The organism is uncultured Stenotrophomonas sp., from assembly GCF_913778665.1.
Classification (GTDB): Bacteria; Pseudomonadota; Gammaproteobacteria; order Xanthomonadales; family Xanthomonadaceae; genus Stenotrophomonas.
Genome location: NZ_CAJYVQ010000009.1, coordinates 208,382 through 233,134 on the forward strand (window position 1 = coordinate 208,382; position 24,753 = coordinate 233,134).

17 protein-coding genes and 1 pseudogene are annotated in these 24,753 nt (G+C 65.9%); 10 read left to right on the plus strand and 8 right to left on the minus strand.

Annotated elements, in window-relative coordinates:
- Positions 1-18: 18 nt before the first annotated feature.
- Complete coding sequence (locus QZ853_RS13335) at positions 19-213, minus strand: heavy-metal-associated domain-containing protein (protein WP_295574022.1); 195 nt, start codon at positions 211-213, stop codon at positions 19-21.
- A 195-nt stretch (positions 214-408) separates the two neighbouring features.
- Positions 409-3,486, minus strand: coding sequence for a TonB-dependent receptor (locus tag QZ853_RS13340; RefSeq protein WP_295574025.1), 3,078 nt, complete (start codon positions 3,484-3,486; stop codon positions 409-411).
- 1,241 nt (positions 3,487-4,727) lie between these two features.
- On the opposite strand from QZ853_RS13340, the pseudogene QZ853_RS13345 reads away from it, so the two are divergent.
- The 6 genes and pseudogenes from QZ853_RS13345 to QZ853_RS13370 form a co-directional block, all read left to right on the plus strand.
- A pseudogene (locus QZ853_RS13345) lies at positions 4,728-7,067 on the plus strand (GH92 family glycosyl hydrolase); the annotation flags it as partial.
- 96 nt (positions 7,068-7,163) lie between these two features.
- Positions 7,164-8,213, plus strand: coding sequence for a LacI family DNA-binding transcriptional regulator (locus QZ853_RS13350; protein ID WP_295574028.1), 1,050 nt, complete (start codon positions 7,164-7,166; stop codon positions 8,211-8,213).
- 60 nt (positions 8,214-8,273) lie between these two features.
- Positions 8,274-9,587, plus strand: coding sequence for an L-fucose:H+ symporter permease (gene fucP, locus QZ853_RS13355; RefSeq protein ID WP_049464304.1), 1,314 nt, complete (start codon positions 8,274-8,276; stop codon positions 9,585-9,587).
- A gap of 7 nt (positions 9,588-9,594) precedes the next feature.
- Positions 9,595-10,590 (plus strand): carbohydrate kinase, encoded by a 996-nt coding sequence (locus QZ853_RS13360; RefSeq protein WP_295574031.1) that lies wholly within the window; start codon positions 9,595-9,597, stop codon positions 10,588-10,590.
- The gene (locus QZ853_RS13365) at positions 10,587-11,813 is read left to right on the plus strand and encodes an AGE family epimerase/isomerase (RefSeq protein ID WP_295574033.1); all 1,227 of its coding nucleotides are present in this window, start codon (positions 10,587-10,589) and stop codon (positions 11,811-11,813) included. Before QZ853_RS13360 ends, QZ853_RS13365 begins: the two co-directional genes overlap by 4 nt.
- A 90-nt stretch (positions 11,814-11,903) precedes the next feature.
- Positions 11,904-14,522: a glycoside hydrolase family 2 protein gene (locus QZ853_RS13370; protein ID WP_295574036.1), complete on the plus strand. Its 2,619-nt coding sequence runs from the start codon at positions 11,904-11,906 to the stop codon at positions 14,520-14,522.
- A 55-nt stretch (positions 14,523-14,577) separates the two neighbouring features.
- On the opposite strand, the gene mtnC is transcribed toward QZ853_RS13370, so the two are convergent.
- From mtnC to QZ853_RS13385, 3 genes are all read right to left on the minus strand, one after another.
- Positions 14,578-15,273 (minus strand): acireductone synthase, encoded by a 696-nt coding sequence (gene mtnC, locus QZ853_RS13375; RefSeq protein ID WP_295574039.1) that lies wholly within the window; start codon positions 15,271-15,273, stop codon positions 14,578-14,580.
- A 3-nt stretch (positions 15,274-15,276) separates the two neighbouring features.
- The gene (locus QZ853_RS13380) at positions 15,277-15,834 is read right to left on the minus strand and encodes an acireductone dioxygenase (protein ID WP_295574042.1); all 558 of its coding nucleotides are present in this window, start codon (positions 15,832-15,834) and stop codon (positions 15,277-15,279) included.
- A gap of 92 nt (positions 15,835-15,926) precedes the next feature.
- Positions 15,927-16,568 (minus strand): methylthioribulose 1-phosphate dehydratase, encoded by a 642-nt coding sequence (locus tag QZ853_RS13385; protein WP_295574044.1) that lies wholly within the window; start codon positions 16,566-16,568, stop codon positions 15,927-15,929.
- Positions 16,569-16,819: 251 nt separating this feature from the next.
- Here QZ853_RS13385 and QZ853_RS13390 point away from each other — a divergent pair, with 251 nt between their 5' ends.
- Positions 16,820-17,194: a hypothetical protein gene (locus tag QZ853_RS13390; protein WP_286075755.1), complete on the plus strand. Its 375-nt coding sequence runs from the start codon at positions 16,820-16,822 to the stop codon at positions 17,192-17,194.
- A gap of 534 nt (positions 17,195-17,728) precedes the next feature.
- Here QZ853_RS13390 and QZ853_RS13395 read toward each other — a convergent pair.
- Both QZ853_RS13395 and QZ853_RS13400 read right to left on the minus strand, forming a co-directional pair.
- Complete coding sequence (locus QZ853_RS13395; protein WP_295574049.1) at positions 17,729-19,156, minus strand: amino acid permease; 1,428 nt, start codon at positions 19,154-19,156, stop codon at positions 17,729-17,731.
- Positions 19,157-19,238: 82 nt separating this feature from the next.
- Positions 19,239-20,714, minus strand: a complete 1,476-nt coding sequence (locus tag QZ853_RS13400) for an amino acid permease (protein WP_295574052.1) — start codon at positions 20,712-20,714, stop codon at positions 19,239-19,241.
- Between the two features lie 133 nt (positions 20,715-20,847).
- Between QZ853_RS13400 and QZ853_RS13405 the strand changes: the two genes are divergently transcribed.
- Positions 20,848-21,462, plus strand: coding sequence for an NUDIX hydrolase (locus tag QZ853_RS13405; protein ID WP_295574055.1), 615 nt, complete (start codon positions 20,848-20,850; stop codon positions 21,460-21,462).
- Positions 21,463-21,529: 67 nt separating this feature from the next.
- Here QZ853_RS13405 and serA read toward each other — a convergent pair whose 3' ends face one another.
- Complete coding sequence (gene serA / locus QZ853_RS13410) at positions 21,530-22,771, minus strand: phosphoglycerate dehydrogenase (protein ID WP_295574058.1); 1,242 nt, start codon at positions 22,769-22,771, stop codon at positions 21,530-21,532.
- 169 nt (positions 22,772-22,940) lie between these two features.
- Here serA and QZ853_RS13415 point away from each other — a divergent pair, with 169 nt between their 5' ends.
- Both QZ853_RS13415 and QZ853_RS13420 read left to right on the plus strand, forming a co-directional pair.
- A complete protein-coding gene (locus QZ853_RS13415) occupies positions 22,941-24,329 on the plus strand; it encodes an FAD-binding oxidoreductase (protein WP_295574061.1) in 1,389 nt (462 codons plus the stop codon).
- Positions 24,330-24,391: 62 nt separating this feature from the next.
- The gene (locus tag QZ853_RS13420; protein ID WP_049408767.1) at positions 24,392-24,691 is read left to right on the plus strand and encodes a DUF2388 domain-containing protein; all 300 of its coding nucleotides are present in this window, start codon (positions 24,392-24,394) and stop codon (positions 24,689-24,691) included.
- Positions 24,692-24,753 lie beyond the last annotated feature (62 nt).

A 24,753-nucleotide genomic window follows, 5' to 3' on the forward strand; every position in this document is an offset into this window, starting at 1 on the left:
TGGACGCGAGGCTGCAGATCAGGCAGTGCGCGGCGGGAAACCTGCATCGTTCACCGCGGCGAAGACATCGTCCTGCGATGCAGTGGTCTGCACCTTGACCAGGCCGCTCGGCGGGTCAGCGACCACGCGGGCGTTCGGATCGATCTGCTGGATCGCGCGGGTCACGCTACGCGCGCAGCCGCTGCAGGTCATGCCGTCGACATGGAATTCCATCTGTAGCTCCTTCGGTGCTCGTGAGGTGGAATCAGTGTGCACCTTCCAACGATGGCAGGGTCAAGCGCTGGACTGAATGACGACGCACCAATGGAAACGGCAGCCACCTGTACCAGCGTGGCTGCCGTGGAGGAAGGTCCCCACCGGGGCGGGGCGAGGGTTGCGCCGGGGAGGGCCCAGGCAACCCCTAGTGCCTTAGAACTTCCAGGTGGCGCCGAAGTACAGCTGGCGGCCTGCGTAGGTGTTGGAGATCAGGCGTGCCTTGGTGTCGCTTCCCAGGTGTACGCGCTGCTCGGACTTGGTGGCATTGATCACCGAGGCGGTCAGGGTCCAGTCCGGGGTCAGGTTATAGGCAACGTTCAGGTCCAGCTGGTCGTACGGCTCGGTGTAGACGGTGAGGCCATTGTTGAGCCCACCGACCACCTGGCCGCGACGGTTGAACGAGGCGCGGGCGAGGAACTTCTCGTTCTCATAGAAGACCGTCACGTTGGCCTGGTTCTTGGCGCTGCCGACCAGCGGCGAGGAGCCGATTTCCTGGCCGTCCAGAACAATCGAAGCCAGGTTGGTGTCGTTGTAGGTGTAGTTGGCCTGCACGCCGAAGCCGAAATCGAAGGTGTACTGGCCGTACAGCTCGACGCCCTGCGACACGCCATCGCGACCATTGGCCTGGGTTTCGTAGCGCTGCACGTTCACCGCTTCACCGTTGATGACCATGGGCGTGTCGCGCACCACCGGCAGCGTGAAGTTGTCCACGTTCTTGCGGAACAGGCTGACGCCGGCGACCGCGCCCGGCTGGAAGTACCACTCCAGGCCCAGGTCGAACTGGGTGGCCTTGAACGGTTCCAGCTGCTTGTTGCTGCCCTGGCCAACCCAGCCGGCCGTTGATGCGCCACCGGCAACGCGGCGGTCATTGACATACTCTTCGCTGTAATAGCTCAGTGCGCCGGGCGCGGCGATGTCGGTGTAGCCGGGGCGGGCGATCACCTTCGATGCGGCACCACGCAGCACCAGCGTGTCGGTGATGTCCCAGGCGATGTTGAAGCTCGGCAGCACGTCGGTGTAGGTGCGGTCCACGCCGATCAGGCTGTAGGTCTTGCTCTGCGCCAGGTCATGCGGCAGGCGAACGAAGCCACTCTCGCAGCTGTAGGTCGGGTAGGCCGCAGCGGCCGGGTCGGTGCACGCCATCGGCGCGCCAGACGCGTTGTCCAGGAAGTAGTCGTTGAACTTCTCGATCGAGTCGGAAGACTGCGCGAACTGCTTGGTGCGCACCACGCGCACGCCGACATTGCCGCGCACGCGCTCGGTGCGGAAGTTGGCCTGGAAGTAGCCGGAGTAGATCTTCTCGTTGACGTTGTAGACGAAGTCTTCCTCGGTACGGTTGTGCGAACCACCATAGGTCTTGTTCAGATAGTCGATGTACGCCGGGTAGTTGATGCCCGGGAACACGTTGGCATTGAAGCCACCGGCAATGTTGCTGATTGGATTGGACAGGAAGAAGCCGGGCTGCGCATCGCCGGCAGTCGGATCGCAGCCACTCTGGTAGCGGCTGTTGTCATAGTCGGCCGGGTCACGGCCGGGGCACACCCAGTAGGTATTGCCCGTGTTGCGGTGGACCTTGCCATCACGGTACTTGGCACCGAACTGGATCGAATCCAGCCAGCCCGACTCAAAGAGCTTGGTCACGTCGGCCTGGAAGTAGTTCTGCTTGACCTCGGTGCGCTTCCACGACGAATCGGTCGAGCCGGTGTCGACTTCGGCGATGCCGTTCATCAGCTGCTGCTGCAGGTCGGGCGAGAAGGTGGCAGACGGCGTGCCAGTCAGGTCCCATGCGCTGTACTGGTTACCGGACAGGTAATCGTTGCCGACCTTGCGGCGCGGCTTGGCCGACATGCGGAAGTTCATCGACGGACCACCTTCAGACCAGGTGCGGCCACCGGTGAACGAGGCCTTCCACAGCGGGCTGATGTCCCAGTCGATGGTCAGGTCGGCAGTCTGCGACAGTGCCTTTTCCTTGCTGTAGCCACCGGTCAGCTGCGGCGTCGGAATCGTGCAGTCATCCGGGCCCCAGCCGCCGGGCTTGAGGCCGGCGGCCTTGGCCTGGTCTTCGCTGCAGTAGTAGGTCTTTCCAGCCAGCTTTTCGAACTGGGCGCCGGTGACGGTGTTGCCGCTGGCATCGAAGTCCAGGCCATTGAGCAGGCGCCCACCAGCCCAGTTGCCGTCCTGGTTGTAGCGCGCCATGCTCCATTCCGGAATCTTCAGCATGTTCTGGGTGTAGTCACCCTGCAGCTCGAAGCGGAAGTAGTTGGCCGTCATCGTGACGTTGTCGACCGGCTTGAACTGGAAGGTCAGCTGGCCGCCCTTGCGCTCGCGCTTTTCTTCCTTCACCGCGAAGTTCACCGAGGTCGGCATGAAGAAGTCGCTGTAGTTGCCGCCGGTCTGGTTGTTGAAACCGGACTTGCCCCACCAGTAATGGATGCCATCCTGCTGCTGCACGTTGCCATAGGCGTCGCGTGCCTTGCCGGCGCCGTACCACTGGTAGTCCTCGGTGCTGGCTTCCATGGTACGGGTGGTGCGCTTCTGCTGGGTCACGCCGACCAGCACGCCGAAACGCTCATCCTTGCTGTGCCACGAATACAGGGCCGAGGCCTGCGGGTCGATATCGTGGTGGGTATCGGAGGAGGTGCCCTCGAGCGTGACGAAGCCCGAGTTGGACTCCATGTCCAGCGGACGACGGGTGTGCAGGATGACCGTGCCGCCGATGCCGCCTTCGTCGATGCGTGCTTCCGGCGACTTGAACAGCTCGGCGCTGGACAGCATGTTCGACGGCAGCAGGGTGTAGTTGAACGAACGGGTGGCTTCGTCGTTGGTTTCCGACGTGGCCACGTAGTTGCCATTCAACTGGGTCAGGGTCAGGTCCGGCGCAAGGCCGCGCACGCTGACACTCTTGCCTTCGCCGCCGCTGCGGGTGATGACCACGCCGGGTACGCGCTGCAGTGCGTCGGCCACGTTCTTGTCGGGGAACTTGCCGACGTCCTCAGCGGTGATCACTTCGACAACGGCGTTGGCGTCGCGCTTCTGCTCAAGGCTCTTTTCGATGGCGTAGCGGTAGCCGGTGACCTGGACGCTGTCCAGGTTGGTGGCGTCCTGCGAGCCGCTGGTGGTTGCCTGCTGCGCGGCGGCGCCGGCCGGAACGACGGCGGCGGCCAAGGCCAGCGCGACGGCCAGCGACAATGCGTCCTGGCCATGCGTACGTGTTGAATGCTTCATTCCCATCTCTCCCTCTCTCCTGGATTGATCCGGTGACGTGGCACGGACAACTTGAATCGATCTAATTTGAAGTGATTATGCGGTCGTCGCCATGCAGTGGCAGTGGCACCGCGCGTGTGGCCTGGTACGTCCTGTTGCTGCTTCCCCAACTCCCGGCCATCGCAGTGTCGCTCTTGGATCGATCTAAGCGATGGGCGGGCGTTTTTTAGCACGGGTCGCCTTTGGGTGCATGCTGCTGCGCAATATGGTACTGGCGTGGCGAAGGGATGACGGTTTGCTGAAAACAGTGAAATCGTTTTCGTGCGCAGAGGGCGAGGGCGGGGCGGCAGGGCTGCGCCCTGCACCTGCTTGAAGCTAGGGCAACGGCCAGAGCCAAAGCCAAAGCCAAAGCCAAAGCCAAAGCCAAAGCCAAAGCCAAAGCCAAAGCCAAAGCCAAAGCCAAAGCCAAAGCGGCCCTGGGTTGTCTGTGGTTTGGCGGGGCGGTGTCGGATGGCGGGGACGCCGTAAACCCATCCTTGGGGGCTTGGCCGCGGCATCCATGCCGCGGACACCCCGCAATCCGACACCGCCCCGCCTTCGACAGTTTCCCGGTGACGGTTGGATGGGTTCTGGGTACGGCATGGGGTAACGGCATGGGGTCAGATCCGTTTCCCTTTGGAAAACGGATCTGACCCGCGATTGATTGCGTTATCTGTCACAGATTCATCCACGCATGGCGTGGATCCGTTGCAGATCGCGAGAATCTGTCGAAGGCGGGGTGGGTCCGGTTGCGGGGGTGTCCGCGGCATGGATGCCGCGGCCAAGCCCCCAGGACGGGTTTACGGCGTCCCCCGCAACCGGACCCACCCCGACTCCCCATAGCAACCGGCTTCTGCTGTTGCTGTTGCTCCAGCTCGTAGCAGGTGCAGGGCGCAGCCCTGCCGAACCCCCCATCTCATGCTGCGCCGCAGAATGCATTCGGCTGAACCTGCATGCTCTACTTGAATCGATCTAAATTCACGACCGCACGGGTCGGGCGTCATTCCAGGGGGAGCTCCCTGCCGGTCACGGCGGGACTCAGCGGAACGGTGCCGAACGATCCCGGCCGTCTGCCTCCGCGTCATCGACTACAGGAACCCGACATGCGTCCAGTGCCGTCCGCTCCCGCCGTCCCATCGACCTCGCGTCCGCTGGCGCGCCTGGCCTTTCTGCTGGCGCTTTCGGCCACACCGATGCTGCTGCAGGCAGCACCGGCTGCCCTGGAGCGCGAGGTCAACACCTTCATCGGCAGCAAGGACGACGGCAACACCTTCCCGGGCGCGTCGGCACCGTTCGGCCTGATCCAGGTCAGCCCGATCGGCAGCCACTATTCCGGCTGGCGCTACGACGACGAGAAGATCCGCGGTTTCGGCCACTCGTTCATCTCCGGCGCCGGTTGCTGGGAGCAGGGCGGTCAGGTTTCGGTGCTGCCGGTGACCGGCTCGATCGGCCCGGGCGGCGATTTCGACACCGGCAACGCCAAGCAGTTCGATCACAAGGCCTACGCATCGAACTACACCCATGACGGCGAGATTGGCCAGGCCGGCTATTACAAGGTGCGCCTGACCAGCTACGGCGGCATCGACGCCGAGGCGACCGCGCGCACCCGTGCCGCCGCCGAGCGCTACACCTTCAGCCAGCGCAGTGGCGAGGGCCACGTGCTGGTCAATGTCGGCCAGGCCAACGAGCGCCATTCGGTGATCGGCAGTGTGGTCGACGTGGTCGGTGACCGCGTGGTCGAAGGCAAGCTGGTCACCAAGAGTTTCTGCGGTGGGCATCAGTACACCACCTGGTTCCGCATCGAATTCGACCGCCCGTTCAAGGCGCACGGCACCTGGGGCGAGGGCGGTGGCCTGCCGGGTGCGCGCCACAGCATGGAAGGCGAGCAGAAGCCGAACGGTGCCTGGCTCAGCTTCGACCTGGCCAAGGGCCAGTCGGTGACGGCGGTCAGCGCGATCTCGCACGTGGACGCTGAAGGCGCGCGCACCAACCTGCGTGCCGAGGGCATGCAGGGCGGCGCGCTGCTCGGTTTCGACCGCATGCGCACGTTGTCCCAGCAGTCCTGGCGCGAGCAGTTGGGCCGGGTCCGCGTGCAGGGTGGCAACGCCGATGACCGCGCCGTGTTCTACAGCGCGGTCTACCACGCGCTGCTGCAACCGATGACCGGCAACGATGCCGACGGCCGCTACCGCGGCTACGACGATGGCATCCATCGCGCCGACGGCTGGACCTACTACGAGTACTTCTCGCTGTGGGATACCTACCGCGCGCAGAACCAGTGGCTGGCACTGACCCGTCCGGACGTGGCGCGCGATATCGGCCGCACACTGCTGGCGATCGACGAGCAGGGCGGTTGGCTGCCGCGCTGGGGCTATGCCAACTTTGAGACCAACATCATGACCGGCGACCCGGTCACCCCGTTCATGGTCGACCTGTGGCGCTTCGGCGCGCTCAAGGGCCGTGAATCGCAGGCCTGGGACGCGCTGCGCCGCAATGCCTTCGGCACGCCGCCGCTGAACTCGCGGATGGCCGGCCGCTCCGGCAACCCGACCTACCTGGACAAGGGCTACGTGGTCTACGACCGCGCGTTCCCGTCCAAGGGCATGGATGTCGACCCGCACCATGGTGGCTCGGCGACGCTGGAATACGCACTGGCCGACTGCGCGCTCTCGCAGATGGCCGATGGCCTTGGCCATGCGCAGGATGCGGCGACGCTGCGTGAGCGCGGCCGCAACTGGCGCAAGGTGTGGGACCCGCAGGTGCGCGATGCCGAGACCGGCTTCACCGGTTTCCCGCGCCCGCGCACCGAGGACGGCCAGTGGTACACCCCGGCCGATGGGCACTACAGCCCGCGTTCGCACCATGGCTTCCACGAAGGTACCGCCTGGCAGTACCAGTGGCTGGCGCAGCAGGATGTGCCGGGCCTGGTCGAAGCAATGGATGGTCGCGTGCAGGCCGGCCGCCGCCTCGATGCCTTCTTTGCAATGGATGTGCTGCAGGCCGACCCGCTCAACGCCGCCCGCAAGGAGTGGGTGGTCGGGCCGTACAGCTACTACAACCAGTTCCGCTACAACCCCAACAACGAGCCGGACCTGCACTCGCCGTGGCTGTACACGCTGATCGGCCAGCCGTGGAAGACCGCCGCCGTGGTGCGTGCCGCGCAGCAGCTGTTCACCAATGCCCCCAACGGCGTGACCGGCAACGATGACCTCGGCACGATGTCGGCCTGGTACCTGTTCAGTGCGATCGGCATGTACCCGGCGGTGCCGGGCAGCGGCCAGCTCCTGCTGCACACGCCGCGCTTTGCCAAGGTAGAAGTGGACATGGGCAACGGTCGCACCCTGCGCATTGACGCGCCGGGCGCCGACGGTCGCCGCCTGCAGTACGTGCAGGGCGTACAGGTCGATGGCCAGGCGCACGCGCCGGTGTGGATGGATTGGGACCGCCTGCAGCAGGGTCCGCGCCTGCACTTCGCGCTTGACGACACGGCGCCGGAGCAGGGCTGGGGTACGGCGGTGAAGGACCTGCCAGTATCCTGGTGCGCGGCGCCGGGCAGCCAGCTGCGCTGAGCCGGACTGTGCCGTTCGCGGTGACCCAGCGAACGGCACGGCACGACACGGCCGTGATCCATTAGGCTTGAGCCTTCAGCGGAGTCGGGGAAAACGATGAACGACAACGGCAGCAGTTCCAGCAAGCGCGCTGGCAAGGCGGTGACGGTGACCGACATCGCGCGTGCCATCGGTGTGTCACGGGCGACCGTGTCGCTGGTGCTGCGTGGCAGCCCACTGGTCAATGTCGATACCCGGGCCAAGGTCGAGGCCGAGCTGCGTCGCCAGCGCTATGTCTACAACCGTGCGGCCGCCAACCTGCGCCGGCGCACCTCGTCGAGCATCGCGCTGGTGATCAATGATCTGTCCAACCCGTTCTTCGCCGAATTTGCGTCCGGCGTGGACGAGGCGTTGGGCGGGCGCGGCTACGTAACATTGCTGGGCAGCACCGGCGAATCTCCCGAGCGGCAGCAGGCGGTGCTGTCAACGCTGATGGAGCACACCCCCGCCGGCTTGATCCTGTCACCGGCCGAGGGCAGCGACACCGCGCAGCTGCGCCAGGTACTGGGTGCCAACGCCAACGTGCTGCTGTTCAATCGCGAACTGGACGGCGCCGACTGGGACTTCCTGACCCTGGACAACCAGCACGGCGCCTATCTGGCCACGCGCCACCTGATCGAGCGTGGCCATCGCCAGATTGCCTTCTTCGGCGGCCACGCGGCATCGAGCTCCTGCCATCAGCGCCGCGCAGGTTTCCAGCAGGCGCTGGCCGAGGCCGGCCTGTCGCTGCCGCCGGGCTGGATGATCGAGTCGGCACCGAACCGGCTGGAAGCCGCCGCGCGCACCGATGAGCTGTTTGCCGATGGCCATCGCCCAAGTGCAGCGGTCTGCTACAACGACACCGTCGCGCTGGGCCTGATGCTGGGCTTGAATTCACGCGGCATCCGCCCTGGCGGTGATTTTGCCGTTACCGGTTTCGATGACATTTCCGAAGCTGCGGTGGCGGTGCCACCGTTGACCACGCTCACTGCCGATCCGCGCGAGCGGGGCCGGCAGGCTGCCGCGCTGTTGCTGCAACGATTGGACGAACCGGACGCGCCAGCACGGCGCACGGTGGCGCCGGTGCAGTTGCGCATCCGCGAAAGCAGTGCCGCACGACCGAACTGATTCCTTCCACGTACCCCTTCCACGCAACAACGACCTTCCGCGCATCGAGGCGCGTACCGCATGCCGATCTCCGCAACGCCCCGTCCATCGGGTTCTTCGGGCAACGCACCTGCCGTCACCAACGGCAAGGCGCTGGCCGTGGTCACCACGATCTTCTTCATGTGGGGCTTCCTGACCTGCCTCAATGACATCCTGATCCCGCATTTGAAAGCGGTGTTCGAGCTGAACTACGCCAAGGCGATGCTGGTGCAGTTCACCTTCTTCGGCACCTATTTCCTGATGTCGCTGCCGGCCGGTCGGCTGGTGGCGGCGCTGGGTTACAAGAAGGGCATCGTGGCCGGCCTGGTGATCGCCGGCATCGGCGCGCTGGGCTTCTGGCCGGCGGCGGAACTGCGCGTGTATGGCGCCTTCCTCGGCGCACTGTTCGTGCTGGCCACCGGCATTACCGTGCTGCAGGTCGCTGCCAATCCTTACGTCGCGTTGCTGGGCCCGGAGCAGACCAGCTCCAGCCGCCTGACCCTGGCGCAGGCGCTGAACTCGCTGGGCACGGCCATCGCCCCGATCTTCGGCGGCATGCTGATCCTGTCCAACACGGTCAAGAGCGCTGACGACATCGCGGCGCTGCCGGCCGCCGAGCAGCTGGCCTACCGTGCCGCCGAGGCGCAGGCCGTGCAGGGTCCGTACGTGGGCCTGGCCGTGGCGCTGGTGCTGCTGGCGCTGTTCGTGTTCCTGTTCCGCCTGCCGGCACTGAGCGACGCCACTGAACAGGCCGACCAGGGTCACCACCACAGCTACCTGGATGCGCTGCGCAAGCGCCACCTGCTGCTGGGCGTGCTGGGCATCTTCTTCTACGTCGGTGCCGAAGTATCGATCGGCAGCTTCCTGGTCAACTACCTGTCGATGCCCAACATCGGTGGCTTCAGCGAACAGGAGGCCACCCACTACGTGTCGGCCTACTGGACGATGGCAATGATCGGCCGCTTCGCCGGCTCGGCGCTGCTGGCGCGCTTCTCGCCCAGCCGCCTGCTGGCGATCTTCGCGCTGGTCAACGTGGCACTGCTGGTCACGACGATGCTGACCTCCGGCAACATCGCGCTGTACTCGGTGGTGGCGATCGGCCTGTTCAATTCGATCATGTTCCCGACCATCTTCGCGCTGAGCATCGAGCGCCTGGGCCCGCTGACCAACAAGGGCTCCAGCCTGCTGATCATGGCCATCGTCGGCGGTGCCGTGGTGCCGTACCTGCAGGGCGTGCTGGCCGACCACATCGGTGTGCAGGCCAGCTTCATCCTGCCGCTGCTGTGCTACGGCTACATCATTTTCTACGGACTGGTCGGCGCACGTACGCCGGCTTCCGCAACGCAGGGAGGCTGAGTCCGGAATGGGTCCCATCGTTTGCTTCGGCGAAATTTTGATCGATCTACTAGCGCAGCCGCCGGCCTCGGCCGACACGCCGCGCGCGTTCCTGCAGTACGCCGGCGGGGCGCCGGCCAACGTTGCGGTGGCGGCAGCGCGGCTGGGTGCGAAGACCCAGTTCGTCGGCATGCTCGGCCACGACATGTTCGGTGACTTCCTGGCCGAGAGCCTGGTCGAACACGGCGTAGGCACGGATTACATCGTGCGTACCGATGCGGCCAAGACCGCACTGGCCTTCGTCGCGCTGGATGCCAGCGGCGAGCGCAGCTTCAGTTTCTACCGGCCGCCGGCCGCCGACCTGCTGTTCCGTGACAGCGACTTCCAGGCCGGGTGCTTCGACAGCGCGCAGTGCTTCCACGTGTGCTCCAACAGCCTGACCGAGCCGTCCATCGCCGAGGCGACCTTCGCCGGCATGGAGCGCGCCCGTGCCGCCGGTGCGGTGGTCAGCCTGGACCTCAACCTGCGCCCGGCACTGTGGCCGGCCAACGAAGATCCGACGCCGCGCCTGTGGCAGGCGCTGCAGCGTGCCGACCTGGTCAAGCTGTCGCGCGAGGAGCTGGACTACCTGGCGGCACCGCTGGGTGCCGATGGTGAGGCAGTGGTACTGAAGCGCCTGCTGGCCGCGCAGGCACGCTGGGTCATCGTTACCGATGGTGCGGCCACGCTGCACTGGTACACGCGCGACAACCACGGCACGGTGACCAGCTTCCGCGTAGCCACCGTCGATACCACGGCCGCTGGCGATGCCTTCGTCGGTGGCGTGCTGGTCGGACTGCTGGAGCGAGGCGGGGCGGGCGCAGGCTTTGCCGGGTTCTGCCAGGACCCGGAGGCGATCACCGCCACGCTGCGCTTCGGCGCCGCGGTCGGCGCGCTGGCTGTTACCCGCAAGGGCGCGTTCGCCGCGATGCCCTCGCTCGATGAAGTGCAGCAGCTGCTGCAGGCCCAGGACATTACCGCATGAGCACCTCGCCCGATTTCCGTTCGCCCGCGTTCCTGCGTGCGCATATCGCCGACACGATGGCGTTCTACCACCCGCGCTGCATCGACCCGAACGGTGGCTTCTTCCACTACTTCCGGGATGACGGCAGCATCTACGATGCCAGCCACCGCCACCTGGTGAGCAGCACCCGTTTCGTCTTCAACTACGCGATGGCCTACCGCGAATTCGGCAACGCCGAGTACCGCGACGCGGTCGAGCACGGTGTACGTTACCTGCGCGAGATGCATCGCAATCCGGTTACCGGTGGCTATGCCTGGACCCTGCGCGACGGCAAGGTCGAGGACGACATGAACCACTGCTACGGCGTGGCGTTCGTGCTGCTGGCCTACAGCTGCGCGCTGAAGGCCGGCCTCGAGCAGGCCCGCGCATGGATGGACGAGACCTGGCAGCTTCTGGACGCGCGCTTCTGGGATCCGCAGCACGGCCTGTACAAGGACGAAGCCGACGGCCAGTGGAACTTCACCGGCTACCGTGGCCAGAACGCCAACATGCACATGTGCGAGGCGATGCTGGCCGCGTTCGAGGCCAGCGGCGAGAAGCGCTACGTGGAGCGCGCGCTGCAGCTGGCCGACAACATGACCCGCCGCCAGGCCGCCAAGGCCGGCGGCCTGGTCTGGGAGCACTACGATTCCAACTGGGAGATCGACTGGGACTACAACCTGGACGACCCCAAGCACCTGTTCCGCCCGTGGGGCTTCCAGCCCGGCCATCAGACCGAGTGGGCCAAGCTGCTGCTGATCCTCGATCGCCACGTGCAGGCCGACTGGCTGGTGCCGACCGCGCAGCACCTGTTTGACGTGGCGGTGGCGCGCAGCTGGGATGACGCCCGCGGTGGCCTGTATTACGGCTTCGCGCCGGAAACGCGCCGGCAGCCGGGCATGGACGGCGCCCCGATCGGCGGCGACAGCTTCGTCTGCGACGATGACAAGTACTTCTGGGTGCAGGCGGAAACGCTGGCTACGGCCGCGCTGATGGCCAAGCGCACCGGCGATGACCGCTACTGGCAGTGGTACGAGCGCATCTGGGCCTACTCGTGGGAACACTTCGTCGACCACCAGTACGGCGCCTGGTACCGCATCCTGGATGCCGACAACCGCAAGTACAGCGACGAGAAGAGCCCGGCCGGCAAGGTGGATTACCACACCATGGGCGCGTGCTACGAAGTGTTGAACGTCGTGCGTTGAGGTTGGTACGCCGGGCAGGGCCCGCCGCTACCCTGAATCGGATCTGCAGGTAGCGCCGGGCCCTGCCCGGCGGAAACACAGGAGCATCCCGTGCATCGCCTTCCCCTCGTTGTCCGTCTGCTCCTGCTGCTGTTTGCAGCCGCCGTGTTCCCTGCGCTGGCGGCCCCGTTGCAGGCGCGCTGGGAATTCCGCATGTCGCCTGGCGATGCGCAGGGCGCCGCTCACCCGGGCCTGCAGCAGTGGCGTGCGGCCCACGTGCCCGGCAGCGTGCACACCGATCTGCTGGCCCATGCGCTGATCCGCGACCCGTATGTCGGTGCCGCCGAAGGCGAACTGCAATGGATCGGCCTGGCGGACTGGGAATACCGTGCGCGCTTCGACGTGGATGCCGCGACGCTGGCCAAGCCCAATGCCGAACTGCGCTTCGACGGCCTGGATACCTACGCCGAGGTCGAGCTCAACGGCAAGCCGCTGCTGCGCGCGGACAACGCACACCGCACATGGCGCGCCCGGGTCGAAGGCCGCCTGCGAGCGAAAGACAATGAACTGCAGATCGTGTTCCGTTCGCCGATCCGCACGCTGTTGCCGGGCGTGCAGGCAATGCCGCACAAGATCGCCGGCAACTACCCGTCGCCGTATGGCGACGAGCCGAAGGACGCGATGGTCGGCAACTTCGCGCGCAAGCCGGCTTACCACTTCGGCTGGGACTGGGGCCCGCGCTATGTCACCGCCGGCGTGTGGCGCGGAGTCGAACTGCAGGCCTGGGACGCGCACCGCCTGACCGATCTGGCCGTGCGCACCGATGCATTGAACGCGGAGCAGGCGAAGCTGGCGGTGCTGCTGCAGGTGGAGCAGGGCGCAGCGGCCGGTTCCGCGGTGCTCAATGTCGATGTGCGCGATCCACTGGGCCGCAGCGTGGCCCAGGTGCAGCGCACGGTGTTGCTGAAGCCCGGCCAGAACGCTGTCGAAGTACCGGTCGAACTGGTCAAGCCGCAGCGCTGGTGGCCGGTCGGCCACGGTGCACAGGACCGCTACACCGTGCAGGCCCGCCTGGATGATGGCACCGATGCAGCGCTGGTGCGCGAGCAGCGCATCGGCCTGCGCACGGTTGAGCTGCGCCGCGAGAAAGACGGCAATGGAGGGCAGGGCTTCGCTTTCGTCATCAACGGCGTGGAGATCTTCGCAAAGGGTGCCAACGTCATTCCGTTTGATGCCTTCCCCGCACGCGTCGACGCCGCGCGCCTGCGCCAGGTGCTGGTGGCCGCGCGCGACGCCAACATGAACATGCTGCGCAACTGGGGCGGCGGCTACTACGAGGACGACGCGTTCTTCGACATCGCCGACGAGCTGGGCCTGCTGGTCTGGCAGGACTTCATGTTCGGCGGCGGCATGCAGCCCGGTTACGATCCGGCGTTCCGCGCCAACGTGGTCGCCGAGGCGCGCGACAACGTGCGGCGCCTGCGGCATCACCCCAGCATCGTGCTGTGGTGTGGCAACAACGAAGAGGAAACCGCCTGGAAGGACTGGGGCCACGGCCGCGACCTGAAGGCAGCCGATCCGGCGTTCGCGGCGAAGGTCTGGCAGGGCTATGTCGATCTGTTTGGCAACGATCTGCGCGCGGTAGTGGGCGAGGAAGGGCTGGGCGTGCCGTACTGGTCCAGTTCGCCCAGCAACGATCTGGATGAAAAGGCCAACGACTCCACCCGCGGCGACAAGCACTACTGGCAGGTCTGGGGCAATCCGGCGCTGCCGGTGCAGGCCTACCTGCGCGAGACCCCGCGCTTCATGTCCGAGTACGGCCTGCAGGCGTGGCCTTCGGTGGCGACGGTGGACCAGATCGCCACCCGCGCCGAGCAGCGCATCGACAGCCCGGTGATCCGCGCACACCAGAAATTCATGGCCGGCGAGGGCAACAGCCGCCTGCTGCATTACGTCGAACTGGGCTACGGCATGCCGAAGGACTTCGAGGACTTCGTCTACCTGAGCCAGGTGATGCAGGCCGATGGCATCGCCCTGGCCGCGCTGCATCACCGTGCCTCGCGCCCGTACACGATGGGCTCGTTGTACTGGCAGCTCAACGATGTCTGGCCGGGTGCTTCATGGTCGAGCGTGGACTACTTCGGCCGCTGGAAGGCGCTGCATTTCGCTGCACGGCGATTCTTCGCGCCGGTGACGCTGGCGGCGCTGCGCGACGAGGGCAGCACGCGGGTGCGCCTGATCAATGATGGTGCCGCGCAGGATGCACGTTGGCGGTTGCGGGTGATGGATGTGGACGGCAAGGTGCTGCGCCGTCGCGAGGACGCGGTGACGCTGACGGCGACGGGTGTTACACCAATCGGTGATTTCCGCGATGCAGAGCTGCTGGCCGGTGCCGATCCGAAGCGCACGGTGGCGGTGTTCGAGCTGCTGCAGAACGGGGCGGTGAGTGCCCGCCAGGTTGTCGGATTCGTCGAAGCCAAGGACCAGGTGCTGCCGCGGCAGAAGCTCAAGGCCACCGTGTCCATCGAAGGCGACCACTATCGACTGCGGCTGGAAAGCGCGGCTTACGTGCGCGCGGCGTGGATCGATTTCGGGGCGCTGGATGTGCAGGTCGAAGACAACCTGCTGGACCTGCTGCCGGGCGAAACCCGCGATATCGCAGTGCGTGGCCCAGTGGACCTGACCACCCTGCGCGACGCGATGAAGGTAAAGACCCTCAACGACCGTTGAGGGCAGAGCGTCCTGCTCTGGTAGGTGCCAACGAAGGTTGGCATCTACCTTTTTGTTACAGCTGGATCTGCTGGAAATTCTCAACCCGCTCATGGCCGTTGGCGGCCTGGCCGATGCGCGGCATCGGGTAATCATCCAGGCGATCGATCAGGCGTGTCTGCAGCCCGGCTTCGCGGGCGGCGTCCAATTCCTCTACTACATCGGACAGGAACAGGATTTCGCCGGCCGGCACGCCGATCGCCTGCACGATTCGGCGGTAGCTGTCGGCTTCGCGCTTGCCGCCGATCTCGGTATCGAACCAGCCCGACACCAGCGGGCTGAGGTCACCGGCATCGCTGAAACCGAAGAACAGCTTCTGCGCCGGCACCGAACCGGAGGAGTACACGTACAGCGGCAGGCCGGCGGCATGCCAACCCTTCAGCACCGGCGCCACTTCCGGGTAGAAGTGCGCGGTGTAATCGCCACGACGGTAGCCTTCGTCCCAGATCAGGCCCTGCAGTGCCTTCAGTGCAGTGTGCTTGCGGTCCTGGTCGATCCAGCCCTGCAGCGTCTCGGCGACCAGGCTGTCCTGGCAGGCGCCGCCGATCTCGGCAGCCACCGCATCCAGCCAGCGGCGGACTTCCGGCTGCTGGCCATGCTCGGCGACGAATGCCGGCAAGGCCTTGCGGGCATAGGGGAACAGCACGTTCTTGACGAACGAGATACTGCTGGTGGTGCCTTCGATGTCGGTCAGGATGACGCGGGGCTGCATGGATCAGGACGCCTGGGTAGGTACGTAACGGGGGAATTTCTGCGCAATGTCGGTACCGGTGAAGTGACCGACCCAGCCATCCGGCTCGGTGAAGAAGCGGATCGCCACGAAGCTGGGCTCATCGCCCATGTCGAACCAGTGGGTGGTGCCATCGGGCACCGCGATCAGATCGTCCTTCACGCACTCGATCTCATAGACCTTATCGCCTACGTGCAAGGTGAACAGGCCGGAGCCTGCGACGAAGAAGCGCACCTCGTCTTCCTTGTGGAAGTGCTCGTCAAGGAACTTCTTCCGCAGCTCGGCGCGGTTGGGGTTGTCCGGGGCGATCGAGGCTACGTCCACGCTCTTGAAGCCGCGTTCAGCCACCAGGCGGTCGATGTCGGCACGGTAGGCAGCGAACACTTCCTCCTGGCTGGCGCCCGGCGCAACCGGTGCGGTGGCCTGCCAGCGCTCGAAGGTGACGCCGATCTTCTGCAGTTCGGCAGTGATGATCGCGCCGTCCTGGGTGTCCAGCAGCGGCGATTCGGGGCGGGTGTCGTCGTAGATGCGCAGTCGGCTCATGGCGGCAGCTTGAACGTCTCGGGGGGAAGACAGGGTAGCAGGGCGGGGGCGGGGCGCAGATTCCGGATCGGCATCTGCACCTGCGCGCGGGTTCAGCCGCGCAGCCTGCGCAGTTCCAGCTCGCAGTGGAACAGGAATTCGAAGGCTTCCAGGTGGCGGCGGGCCTCGGCCATGTCACGGCCCCAGGCATACAGGCCGTGGCCATCGATCAGGTAACCCCACAGGTTCTGGCGGTCGAGCAGGTCATCGACCTGCTTCGAAAGCACGTTCATGTCCTGGGTGTTGGCGAACACAGGTACGTCGATGGCCATCTCGTGGGTGCTGTTGCCCGCGAAGGCTTTCAGCAGCTCGTAGCCCTCCAGGCGGATGTGGCCCTGCGGCGCGTACAGGCGCGAGGCGATGGTCTGCACCGGCGAATGGGTATGCAGCACGCAGCCGATTTCCGGAAAGCGACGGTACAGCTGGGTGTGCAGCAGGGTCTCGGCGGAGGGGCGCAGCGGGCGACCGACAGCCAGGCCGTCGAAGTCCACGACCATGATGTCGTCCTCGATCAGCCGGCCCTTGTCCTTGCCCGAGACGGTGATCGCGGCGTGGCGGTCGTCCAGGCGGTGGGAGAAGTTGCTGCTGGTGGCCGGGGTCCAGCCGGCCTGGGCCAGTTCGCGGACGTTGTCGATCAGCAGCTGGGCCAGTTCGCCCAGGCGGGCGGAGTCGTAGGGGAAGGTGGTGGTGTCCATGGACGGCATTTTACGTGATCCGGCCCGATGCTGGGCCCGCGCGGCGACCGCCTGCCTGCTGCGTCGGCAGCGCGAAGCGGTGTGCTGGCAGGCGGCGCGCAGGGGTTGGATCGAGGCAAGCACAGCGCTGGCTGAATGGGGAGGGCGGCGCGCCCGCTGGAAGCGATTCCGGTCGTGGACAGCTCTCTTGCTGCGAAACATCATCGGAGTGCCGCAGAAATTCGGCGAGCGCCAAGGAAAGGAGTACTTCGATGATCGCGCGCGCGATGGGGATGATGGGGGTGATTGGCATCATGCTTGCCAGCAGTGGTTGCACGATGGAGTGGGTGAAGATGGATGCGGGTGCGCGGTCATTCGGCCCCGCCCATTCGAGTTGCAAGGCGCAGGCCGACGATCATTGGCCGGTCAGGAATGAAGTGGCCACGCGCACTGTCTACGAAGACCGCAAGGTGCCTTGCAGGCTTGATGAAGTCTGCGCCATTGACGGCAAGTACAACATGGTGCCGATGCCTAAAGATGAGAGTTACATCGTGGACGTCAACGCGTCCGACCGCAGCAGCGAGTTCAATGCCTGCATGGCCGGTGCCGGCTGGCAGCAGCAGCTCATCTGGTTCAATCGCCGCTAGGCGGGGCCGGCGCAGCGGACGACAGCTGCTCGACCGGTTGCTGCTCAACGGAGTCCAGGCAACAGTGGCCAGCAAAGAATGACGTGGCTCTGCGGACCTTTCAGGCGTAGAGGCTGGAGACGTGCAGGGAGCAGGACAAGAACACGTACGACGTGGATGGAAAGTACAAGTCAGCGGCCGGAAATCGAGTGCGGCGCCCTGGACGTGAACCAGAGCCACTGCTGTGGCGCACACACAGGTTGGATACAGAAGACCATCTGGTTTGGTCGTAGGTGATTCTCATCCGATAGCCGGCACATTCACGGTGCAGGTGATATCCACGCATGGCGTGGATCTACCGGACACGCCGGGAGACTGTCAGGGGTGGGGAGGCATGGGTTCGCGGGGGTGTCAGCCGCATGGATGCGGCTGCCAAGCCTACATGGACGTACTTGCGGCGTCCCCCGCGTACCCATGCCTCCCCGCCAAACCAACCCACCCGCTCTTGCCGTTGCTCCGGCGGGTGCAGGGCCGCAGGCCCTGCACCGCAAAACTTCACTTGCCCCGCAAACGGCTGTGCCTGAACCCGTAGCAGAAATAGATCACGAAACCGACGAACGTCCACACGCCCATCAACATCCAGTTGTGCATCGTCATCGCCGACAGCAGCGCCAGGCAGCTGAGTACGCCCAGGCTGCAGATCAGCCAGGCCATCGGCATGCGGAACGGGCGCGGAAGGTCGGGCTGGGTGCGGCGCAGGATCAGCACGCCGGCACACACCGCGGCGAACGCGATCAGCGTACCCATCGAGGTCAGTTCACCGAGGATGTCCAGCGGGAACAGCGCCGCCAGCAGCGCGATGCCGATGCCGGTGATCACGGTGTTGATGTGCGGGGTGCGGTACTTCGGGTGGATCTTGGTGAACACTGGCGGCAGCAGGCCATCGCGGCCCATGATCATGAAGATGCGCGGCTGGCCGATGATCATCACCAGTACCACCGAGGACAGGCCGACCAGTGCGCCGACCTCGACCACCCAGCGCAGCCAGCCCAGCTGCGGATGCGCGGCCACCGCAGTCACCACCGGCTCATCGGTACCGAGCAGTTGGTACGGCACCAGGCCGGTCATCACCGCGGCCATCGCGATGTACAGCACGGTGCAGACCACCAGCGACAGCATCATGCCAATCGGCATGTCACGCTGCGGGTTCTTCGATTCCTGCGCCGCCACCGACACCGCCTCGAAGCCGATGTAGGCGAAAAACACCATCGCCGCACCGCGCAGCACGCCTTCCATGCCGTACTTGCCGGGGCCTTCGTTGGCGGGGATGAACGGCGTCCAGTTGCTGGTATCCACGTACTTCCAGCCGACCACGATGACCAGCACGATCAGGCCCGTCTTGAGCACGACCATGGCCATGTTCATCGCCGAGGATTTGCTGATACCGACGTAGCACAGCCAGGTCAGCAGCAGCACCAGCCCAGCCGCAGGCAGGTTGGCAATCGCGCCGGTCGGGCGCAGCTGCGCGTCCAGTGGTGCACTGACCAGGGCCGCCGGCAAATGGATGTCGAACTGGCTGAGCAGGCTGAGGAAGTAGCCGGTCCAGCTGACCGCGACCGCCGAGGCGGACACACCGTATTCCAGCACCAGCATCCAGCCGATGAACCAGGCCGAGAGCTCGCCGAAGGTCGCATAGGTATAGGTGTAGGCACTGCCGGAAACCGGCACCATCGAGGCGAACTCGGCGTAGGCCAGCGCGCAGAAGGCGCAGCAGATCGCGGCCAGCACGAACGACAGCATGATCGCCGGGCCGGCGTGGTTGGCGGCGGCTTGGCCGGTGATGACGAAGATGCCGCCGCCGATCACCGCGCCGATGCCGAGGGCGGTCAGGCCCCAGGGGCCGAGGTGGCGGCGCAGGCTCAGGCCGTTGGCGTCTTCATGGGCGGCATGCGGGTGCTTGGTGGCCCACAGTTGCTTGAACATGTATGTCGGTCTTGTCGAAGCGCCGTTCGAGGCGGCGCAGGGGAAAACGGACGGGCCGGCGCAGGGCCGGCCCGTAGGGGGATCAGGGCGACTTGGCCAGCTTGCTGTTACGGATGCCGTAGCCCAGGTAGATCAGCATGCCCAGCACGGTCCAGCCGACGAACAGGTGCCAATGGACCACGAACGCCTGCCAGAACAGGAACAGGCAGGTAGCCGCGCCCAGCGGGCAGATGATCCACACCACCGGCACGCGGAACGGGCGATGGATCTCCGGCTTGGTATAGCGCAGCACCAGCACGCCGATGCAGACCGTGGCGAAGGCCAGCAGAGTGCCCATCGAGACCAGCTCGCCCAGCACGTTCAGCGGCACCAGGCCGGCCAGTGCGGCGGCAATGACGCCGACCACGATCGTGGCGACATAGGGCGTGCGGAAGCGGGCGTGGACCTTGCCGAAGAGCTTGGGCAGCAGGCCGTCGCGCGAGATGGTGTAGGCGATGCGGGTCTGTCCCATCATCATCACCAGCACCACCGAGGACAGGCCGGCGATGGCACCGATCTCAACGAACGTCTTCAGCCAGGACAGGGTCGGGTACGGCTCCAGCGCAGTGGCGACCGGCTTGTCGGTGCCCAGCAGGTGGTACGGCATCATGCCGGTCAGCACTGCGCAGACGATGATGTAGACGATGGTGCACACCGCCAGCGAGCCAAGCAGGCCGATCGGCATGTTGCGCTGCGGATCCTTGGTCTCGCCGGCGGCGGTGGAGACCGCGTCGAAGCCGATGTAGGCGAAGAACACGATGGTGGCGGCGCGGAAGATGCCGCTCCAGCCGAACTCACCCGGCACGCCGGTGTTTTCCGGAATGAACGGCTGCCAGTTGGCCGGGTCGATGTGGGCCGCGCCGATACCGATGAACAGGCAGATGACGGTGACCTTGATCGCCACGATGATCGCGTTGACGAAGGCCGACTGGGTCACGCCCACGTACAGCAGGCCGGACACCGCCGCCACGATCAGCACCGCCGGCAGATTGAACAGCTTGCCGGAGGAGACGAACTCGCTGCCGGTCCAGGCGATGGGCGCGGCGCTGAGCAGGTCCGGGAACGGCATGTGCAGCGTGGTGGTGATGAAGCTGATCAGGTACGCCGACCAGCCCACCGCGACCGAGGCCGAGGCGAACAGGTATTCCAGCACCAGGCACCAGCCGATGAACCAGGCCATGCCTTCGCCGAGGGTGGCGTAGGAATAGGAGTAGGCACTGCCAGAAACCGGCATCATCGCCGCGAACTCGGCGTAGCACAGGCCCGCCAGGGCGCAGGCGAAACCGGCGATCACGAACGACAGCATCACTGCCGGGCCGGCGTGATTGGCCGCGGCCTGGCCGGTCAGCACGAAGATACCAGCGCCGATCACCGCACCCACGCCCAGCAGGATGAGGTGTTTAGCCGTGAGGGTCCGTTTCAACGTGGCTTCGCCGTCCAGGCTGCCTTCGATGGGTTCGCCGGCATCGACGTGCCCGGCCGGCTGGACCGGCTTGACCCTCAACAGAGCTTTCAGCATGCAGTACTTCCTAGTGATCGGATGGGGTGGGACGCCGATACGTTGCCGGCAACCCTGGAATGGTGAAGGCCGCGCGAACGGCCCGCTGTACCTTAGCCAAAGCTGAAGCCAACGCACAAGCGCAATCGCAACAATGAACGGCGATAATGAGCAGTATTTTTCCAGACCTCCCCCATTCATGCGCCAGACCGCCGAAACCCTTGCCGTGCTTGACGATCGCCTGCGCGGCCTGCTGCGGGACTACGCCCGCCGTGAGCCCGCCCACGACGCACTGGCTGCCGAATTCGGCATATTGTTGGACGATCCGGAAGATCCGTTCCGCCGCGAACGGCTGGCCGGGCACTTTACCGCCAGCTGCTGGCTGGTCAGCGCCGACGGCCAGCGCCTGCTGCTGACCCATCACCGCAAGCTGCAGCGCTGGCTGCAGCTGGGCGGCCATGCCGACGGCGACCGCGACCTGGCCCAGGTAGCGCTGAAGGAAGCCGAGGAGGAGTCCGGCCTGAGCGGCCTGGTGCTGGAAGACCCGGCCATCTTCGACATCGACAAGCACTGGATTCCAGAGCGCAAGGGCGTGCCGGGGCACTGGCACTACGACGTGCGTTTCGTGATGCGGGCGCTGGGTGGCGAGGCCTTCGTACTCAGCGAGGAATCGCTGGACCTGGCCTGGCGGCCGGTGACCGAAGTCGCGGCCGACCCGGAGTCGGACGAGTCCATGCAGCGCATGGCGCGCCGGTGGTTGGCGCGTTGAATGAGCCCGCCGGGCGTGGCCCGGCGTGCCAGTAGACCCACGCCATGCGTGGATGGCGGGGGCCGCGTCAGTACAGAATGCGCGTGCGCAGCGTGCCCGGAATCGCGGCCAGTTCGTCGCGTACGGCGGCCGCCTGTTGCTCGCTGGCGGTGATGTCGATCACCACGTAGCCCACCTTCGGGTCGGTACGCAGGAACTGGCCGTCGATGTTGACGTTGTGCCGCGAGAAGATCTCGTTGACCCTGGACAGCACGCCCGGCACGTTCTGGTGGATGTGCAGCAGGCGCAGGCTGTCTTCGTGTTCAGGCAGGGTCACTTCCGGGAAGTTGACCGCCGACAGGGTGCTGCCGTTGTCGCTGTAGCGCACCAGCTTGGCCGCCACTTCCACGCCGATGTTGTCCTGCGCTTCCAGGGTGCTGCCGCCAACGTGTGGGGTCAGGATCACGTTGTCGTGGCGGGTCAGCGGCGACTCGAAGATATCGCCATTGCCCTTCGGTTCGACCGGGAACACGTCCAGCGCGGCACCGCCGATGTGGCCGCTGGCCAGCGCCGCGTCCAGCGCATCGATGTCGACCACCGTGCCGCGTGCGGCGTTGATCAGGTGCGCGCCCTTGCGCATCTTCGCCAGCTCGGTGCTGCCGATCATCCACTGCGTGGACGGGGTTTCCGGCACGTGCAGGGTGACGATGTCGGCGCGGGCCAGCAGGTCGTCCAGGCTGGCCGCGGCGCGGGCATTGCCCAGCGCCAGCTTGGTTTCCACGTCGTGGAAGATCACCTGCATGCCGAGCGATTCGGCCAGCACGCCGACCTGGGTGCCGATGTGGCCGTATCCGATGATGCCCAGGGTCTTGCCACGCACCTCATGGCTGCCACTGGCCGACTTCGACCAGCCGCCGCGATGGCACTCGGCATTCTTCTGCGGGATCCCTCGGGTCAGCATGATCGCCTCGGCGATCACCAGCTCGGCCACGCTGCGGGTGTTGGAATAGGGTGCGTTGAACACCGGGATGCCGGCCAGCTCGGCCGCGTCCAGATCGACCTGGTTGGTGCCGATGCAGAAGCAGCCCACCGCGATCAGGCGCTTGGCCTCGGCCAGCACCTCGGCGCTGAGCTGGGTGCGCGAGCGGATGCCGACGATATGCGCCTCAGCGATGCGTGCCTTGAGTTCGTCTTCGGGCAGTGCCTTGGTGTGCGCCTCGATCTGGCTGTAGCCGGCGGCGCTGAACACCTCTACGGCGGTCTGGCTGACCCCCTCCAGCAACAGCACGCGGATATCCTGCTTCGGGAACGAGGTCTTCTTCGGCGACATGGGGCAACACGGCCAGTGGGACAGGGGCCGACCACTATGCCAGATCGAAGCGCCCATGGTGCAGTGCGCAATTGGTTGCATCCGTAGCTATCGGCGCGGCCGCAGGGCTGGACGCTGGCGCGTGCCACTGGCACGCTTGCCCGTTCTTCACGCCCCGCGCTGGACCGTCATGACCGATTCCCGCATTGCCTCGCTGCAGCAGGCCTGTCCCGGCCTGAAGCTGAAGACCGACCCGGCCGACCTGGAGCACTACGGGCGCGACTGGACCCGGCGCTGGACGCCGGCGCCGCTGGTGATCGCGCTGCCGGCGACGGTTGAAGAGGTGCAGGCGGTGATGCGCTGGAGCGCCGAGCACGACGTGGCGGTGGTGCCGTCCGGTGGCCGCACCGGCCTCTCCGGTGGCGCAGTAGCGGCCAACGGCGAGCTGGTGCTCAGCCTGGAACGGATGAACAAGGCGCTGGCCTACGACGCGGTCGATCGCACCCTGGTGGTGCAGGCCGGCATGCCGTTGGAAGCCGTGCACAACGCCGCGCTGGACCACGGCCTGATCTACCCGGTGGATTTCGCCGCGCGCGGTTCCTGCTCGATCGGCGGCAACATCGCCACCAATGCCGGTGGAATCCGGGTGATCCGCTACGGCAACACCCGTGAATGGATCGCCGGCCTGAAGGTGGTCACCGCCAGCGGCGAGTTGCTGGAACTCAACAAGGGCCTGATCAAGAACTCCAGCGGCTACGACTTCCGCCAGCTGCTGATCGGCTCGGAAGGCACGCTCGGCGTGATCGTCGAGGCGACGCTGAAGCTGACCGATCCGCCGCCGGCCAGCAACGTGATGCTGCTGGCACTACCCAGCTTCGAAGTGCTGATGCAGGTGTTCGCCGCGTTCCGCGCGCGCCTGCAGCTGCAGGCCTTCGAGTTCTTCACCGACCGGGCGCTGGAGCACGTGCTTGCCCATGGCGCGCAGGCGCCGTTCGATGAGGTGCATCCGTACTACGTGGTGACCGAATTCGCCGCCAATGACGAGGCCCAGGAGGCGGCGGCGATGGCGGCCTTCGAGGACTGCATGGGCAATGGCTGGGTCAGCGACGGCGTGATCAGTGCCAGCGATGCCCAGGCCGCCCAGCTGTGGCGCCTGCGCGAAGGCATCACCGAATCGCTGGCGCGCTACAAACCCTACAAGAACGACGTCTCGGTACGGATCTCGGCAATGCCGGCGTTCCTGGCCGAAACCCAGGCACTGATCGGGCAGGCCTACCCGCACTTCGATGTGGTCTGGTTCGGCCACATCGGCGACGGCAACCTGCACATCAACGTGCTCAAGCCGGATGACACCAGCAACGCCGATTTCGTGGCGCAGTGCGAGCATGTGACCAAGCTGCTGGCGCAGGTGCTGGCCCGTTTCGACGGCAGCATCTCGGCCGAGCACGGTATCGGCCTGGTCAAGAAGGGCTACCTGGACAGCACCCGTGGCCCAGCCGAGATCGCCCTGATGAAGGCGGTCAAACGCGCGTTCGATCCTCAAGCGCGGCTGAATCCCGGGAAGCTGTTCGACGCCTGAGCCGGGCAAACGCTTCACGCAACCGTTACGCTCCACGCATCCTCACAACCGGCTTCGAAGCGATGACCCGTCCACTCCTGTTGCTTGCCCTGCTGTCCCTGCCGCTGGCCGGCTTCGCTTCCAGCTTTGCCGGCACCTCGGCCGGTTCGGCCACGGGCGCATCGTCGGGATCTTCGGGCAGCAGCTCGGGCGACGACAAGGTAGTGCAGGCCGCGCGCGATGATGCGGCCGCGTTTGTTGCAAGTGACGGCCAGATCCGCGGCGCGCGCCTGCAGGCGGCACTGGTCCACCTGCGCGAGCAAAGCGCTGCCGCGCAGCAGCAGAGTGACCTGGAGCTGGCCCGCGCCTTGCTGGCGCGTTGATCCGGGCCGCATGACCTCCGCGTCATCGTTTTCTGCAGAGCCGAGCCATGCACGGCTGGGCG

Coding starts and splice junctions, on each gene's coding strand:
- QZ853_RS13335 (WP_295574022.1), bottom strand. CDS start 213: ATGGAATTCCATGTCGACGGCATGACCTGCAGCGGCTGCGCGCGTAGC.
- QZ853_RS13340 (WP_295574025.1), bottom strand. CDS start 3,486: ATGGGAATGAAGCATTCAACACGTACGCATGGCCAGGACGCATTGTCG.
- QZ853_RS13350 (WP_295574028.1), top strand. CDS start 7,164: ATGAACGACAACGGCAGCAGTTCCAGCAAGCGCGCTGGCAAGGCGGTG.
- fucP (WP_049464304.1), top strand. CDS start 8,274: ATGCCGATCTCCGCAACGCCCCGTCCATCGGGTTCTTCGGGCAACGCA.
- QZ853_RS13360 (WP_295574031.1), top strand. CDS start 9,595: ATGGGTCCCATCGTTTGCTTCGGCGAAATTTTGATCGATCTACTAGCG.
- QZ853_RS13365 (WP_295574033.1), top strand. CDS start 10,587: ATGAGCACCTCGCCCGATTTCCGTTCGCCCGCGTTCCTGCGTGCGCAT.
- mtnC (WP_295574039.1), bottom strand. CDS start 15,273: ATGCAGCCCCGCGTCATCCTGACCGACATCGAAGGCACCACCAGCAGT.
- QZ853_RS13380 (WP_295574042.1), bottom strand. CDS start 15,834: ATGAGCCGACTGCGCATCTACGACGACACCCGCCCCGAATCGCCGCTG.
- QZ853_RS13385 (WP_295574044.1), bottom strand. CDS start 16,568: ATGGACACCACCACCTTCCCCTACGACTCCGCCCGCCTGGGCGAACTG.
- QZ853_RS13390 (WP_286075755.1), top strand. CDS start 16,820: ATGATCGCGCGCGCGATGGGGATGATGGGGGTGATTGGCATCATGCTT.
- QZ853_RS13395 (WP_295574049.1), bottom strand. CDS start 19,156: ATGTTCAAGCAACTGTGGGCCACCAAGCACCCGCATGCCGCCCATGAA.
- QZ853_RS13400 (WP_295574052.1), bottom strand. CDS start 20,714: ATGCTGAAAGCTCTGTTGAGGGTCAAGCCGGTCCAGCCGGCCGGGCAC.
- QZ853_RS13405 (WP_295574055.1), top strand. CDS start 20,848: ATGAACGGCGATAATGAGCAGTATTTTTCCAGACCTCCCCCATTCATG.
- serA (WP_295574058.1), bottom strand. CDS start 22,771: ATGTCGCCGAAGAAGACCTCGTTCCCGAAGCAGGATATCCGCGTGCTG.
- QZ853_RS13415 (WP_295574061.1), top strand. CDS start 22,941: ATGACCGATTCCCGCATTGCCTCGCTGCAGCAGGCCTGTCCCGGCCTG.
- QZ853_RS13420 (WP_049408767.1), top strand. CDS start 24,392: ATGACCCGTCCACTCCTGTTGCTTGCCCTGCTGTCCCTGCCGCTGGCC.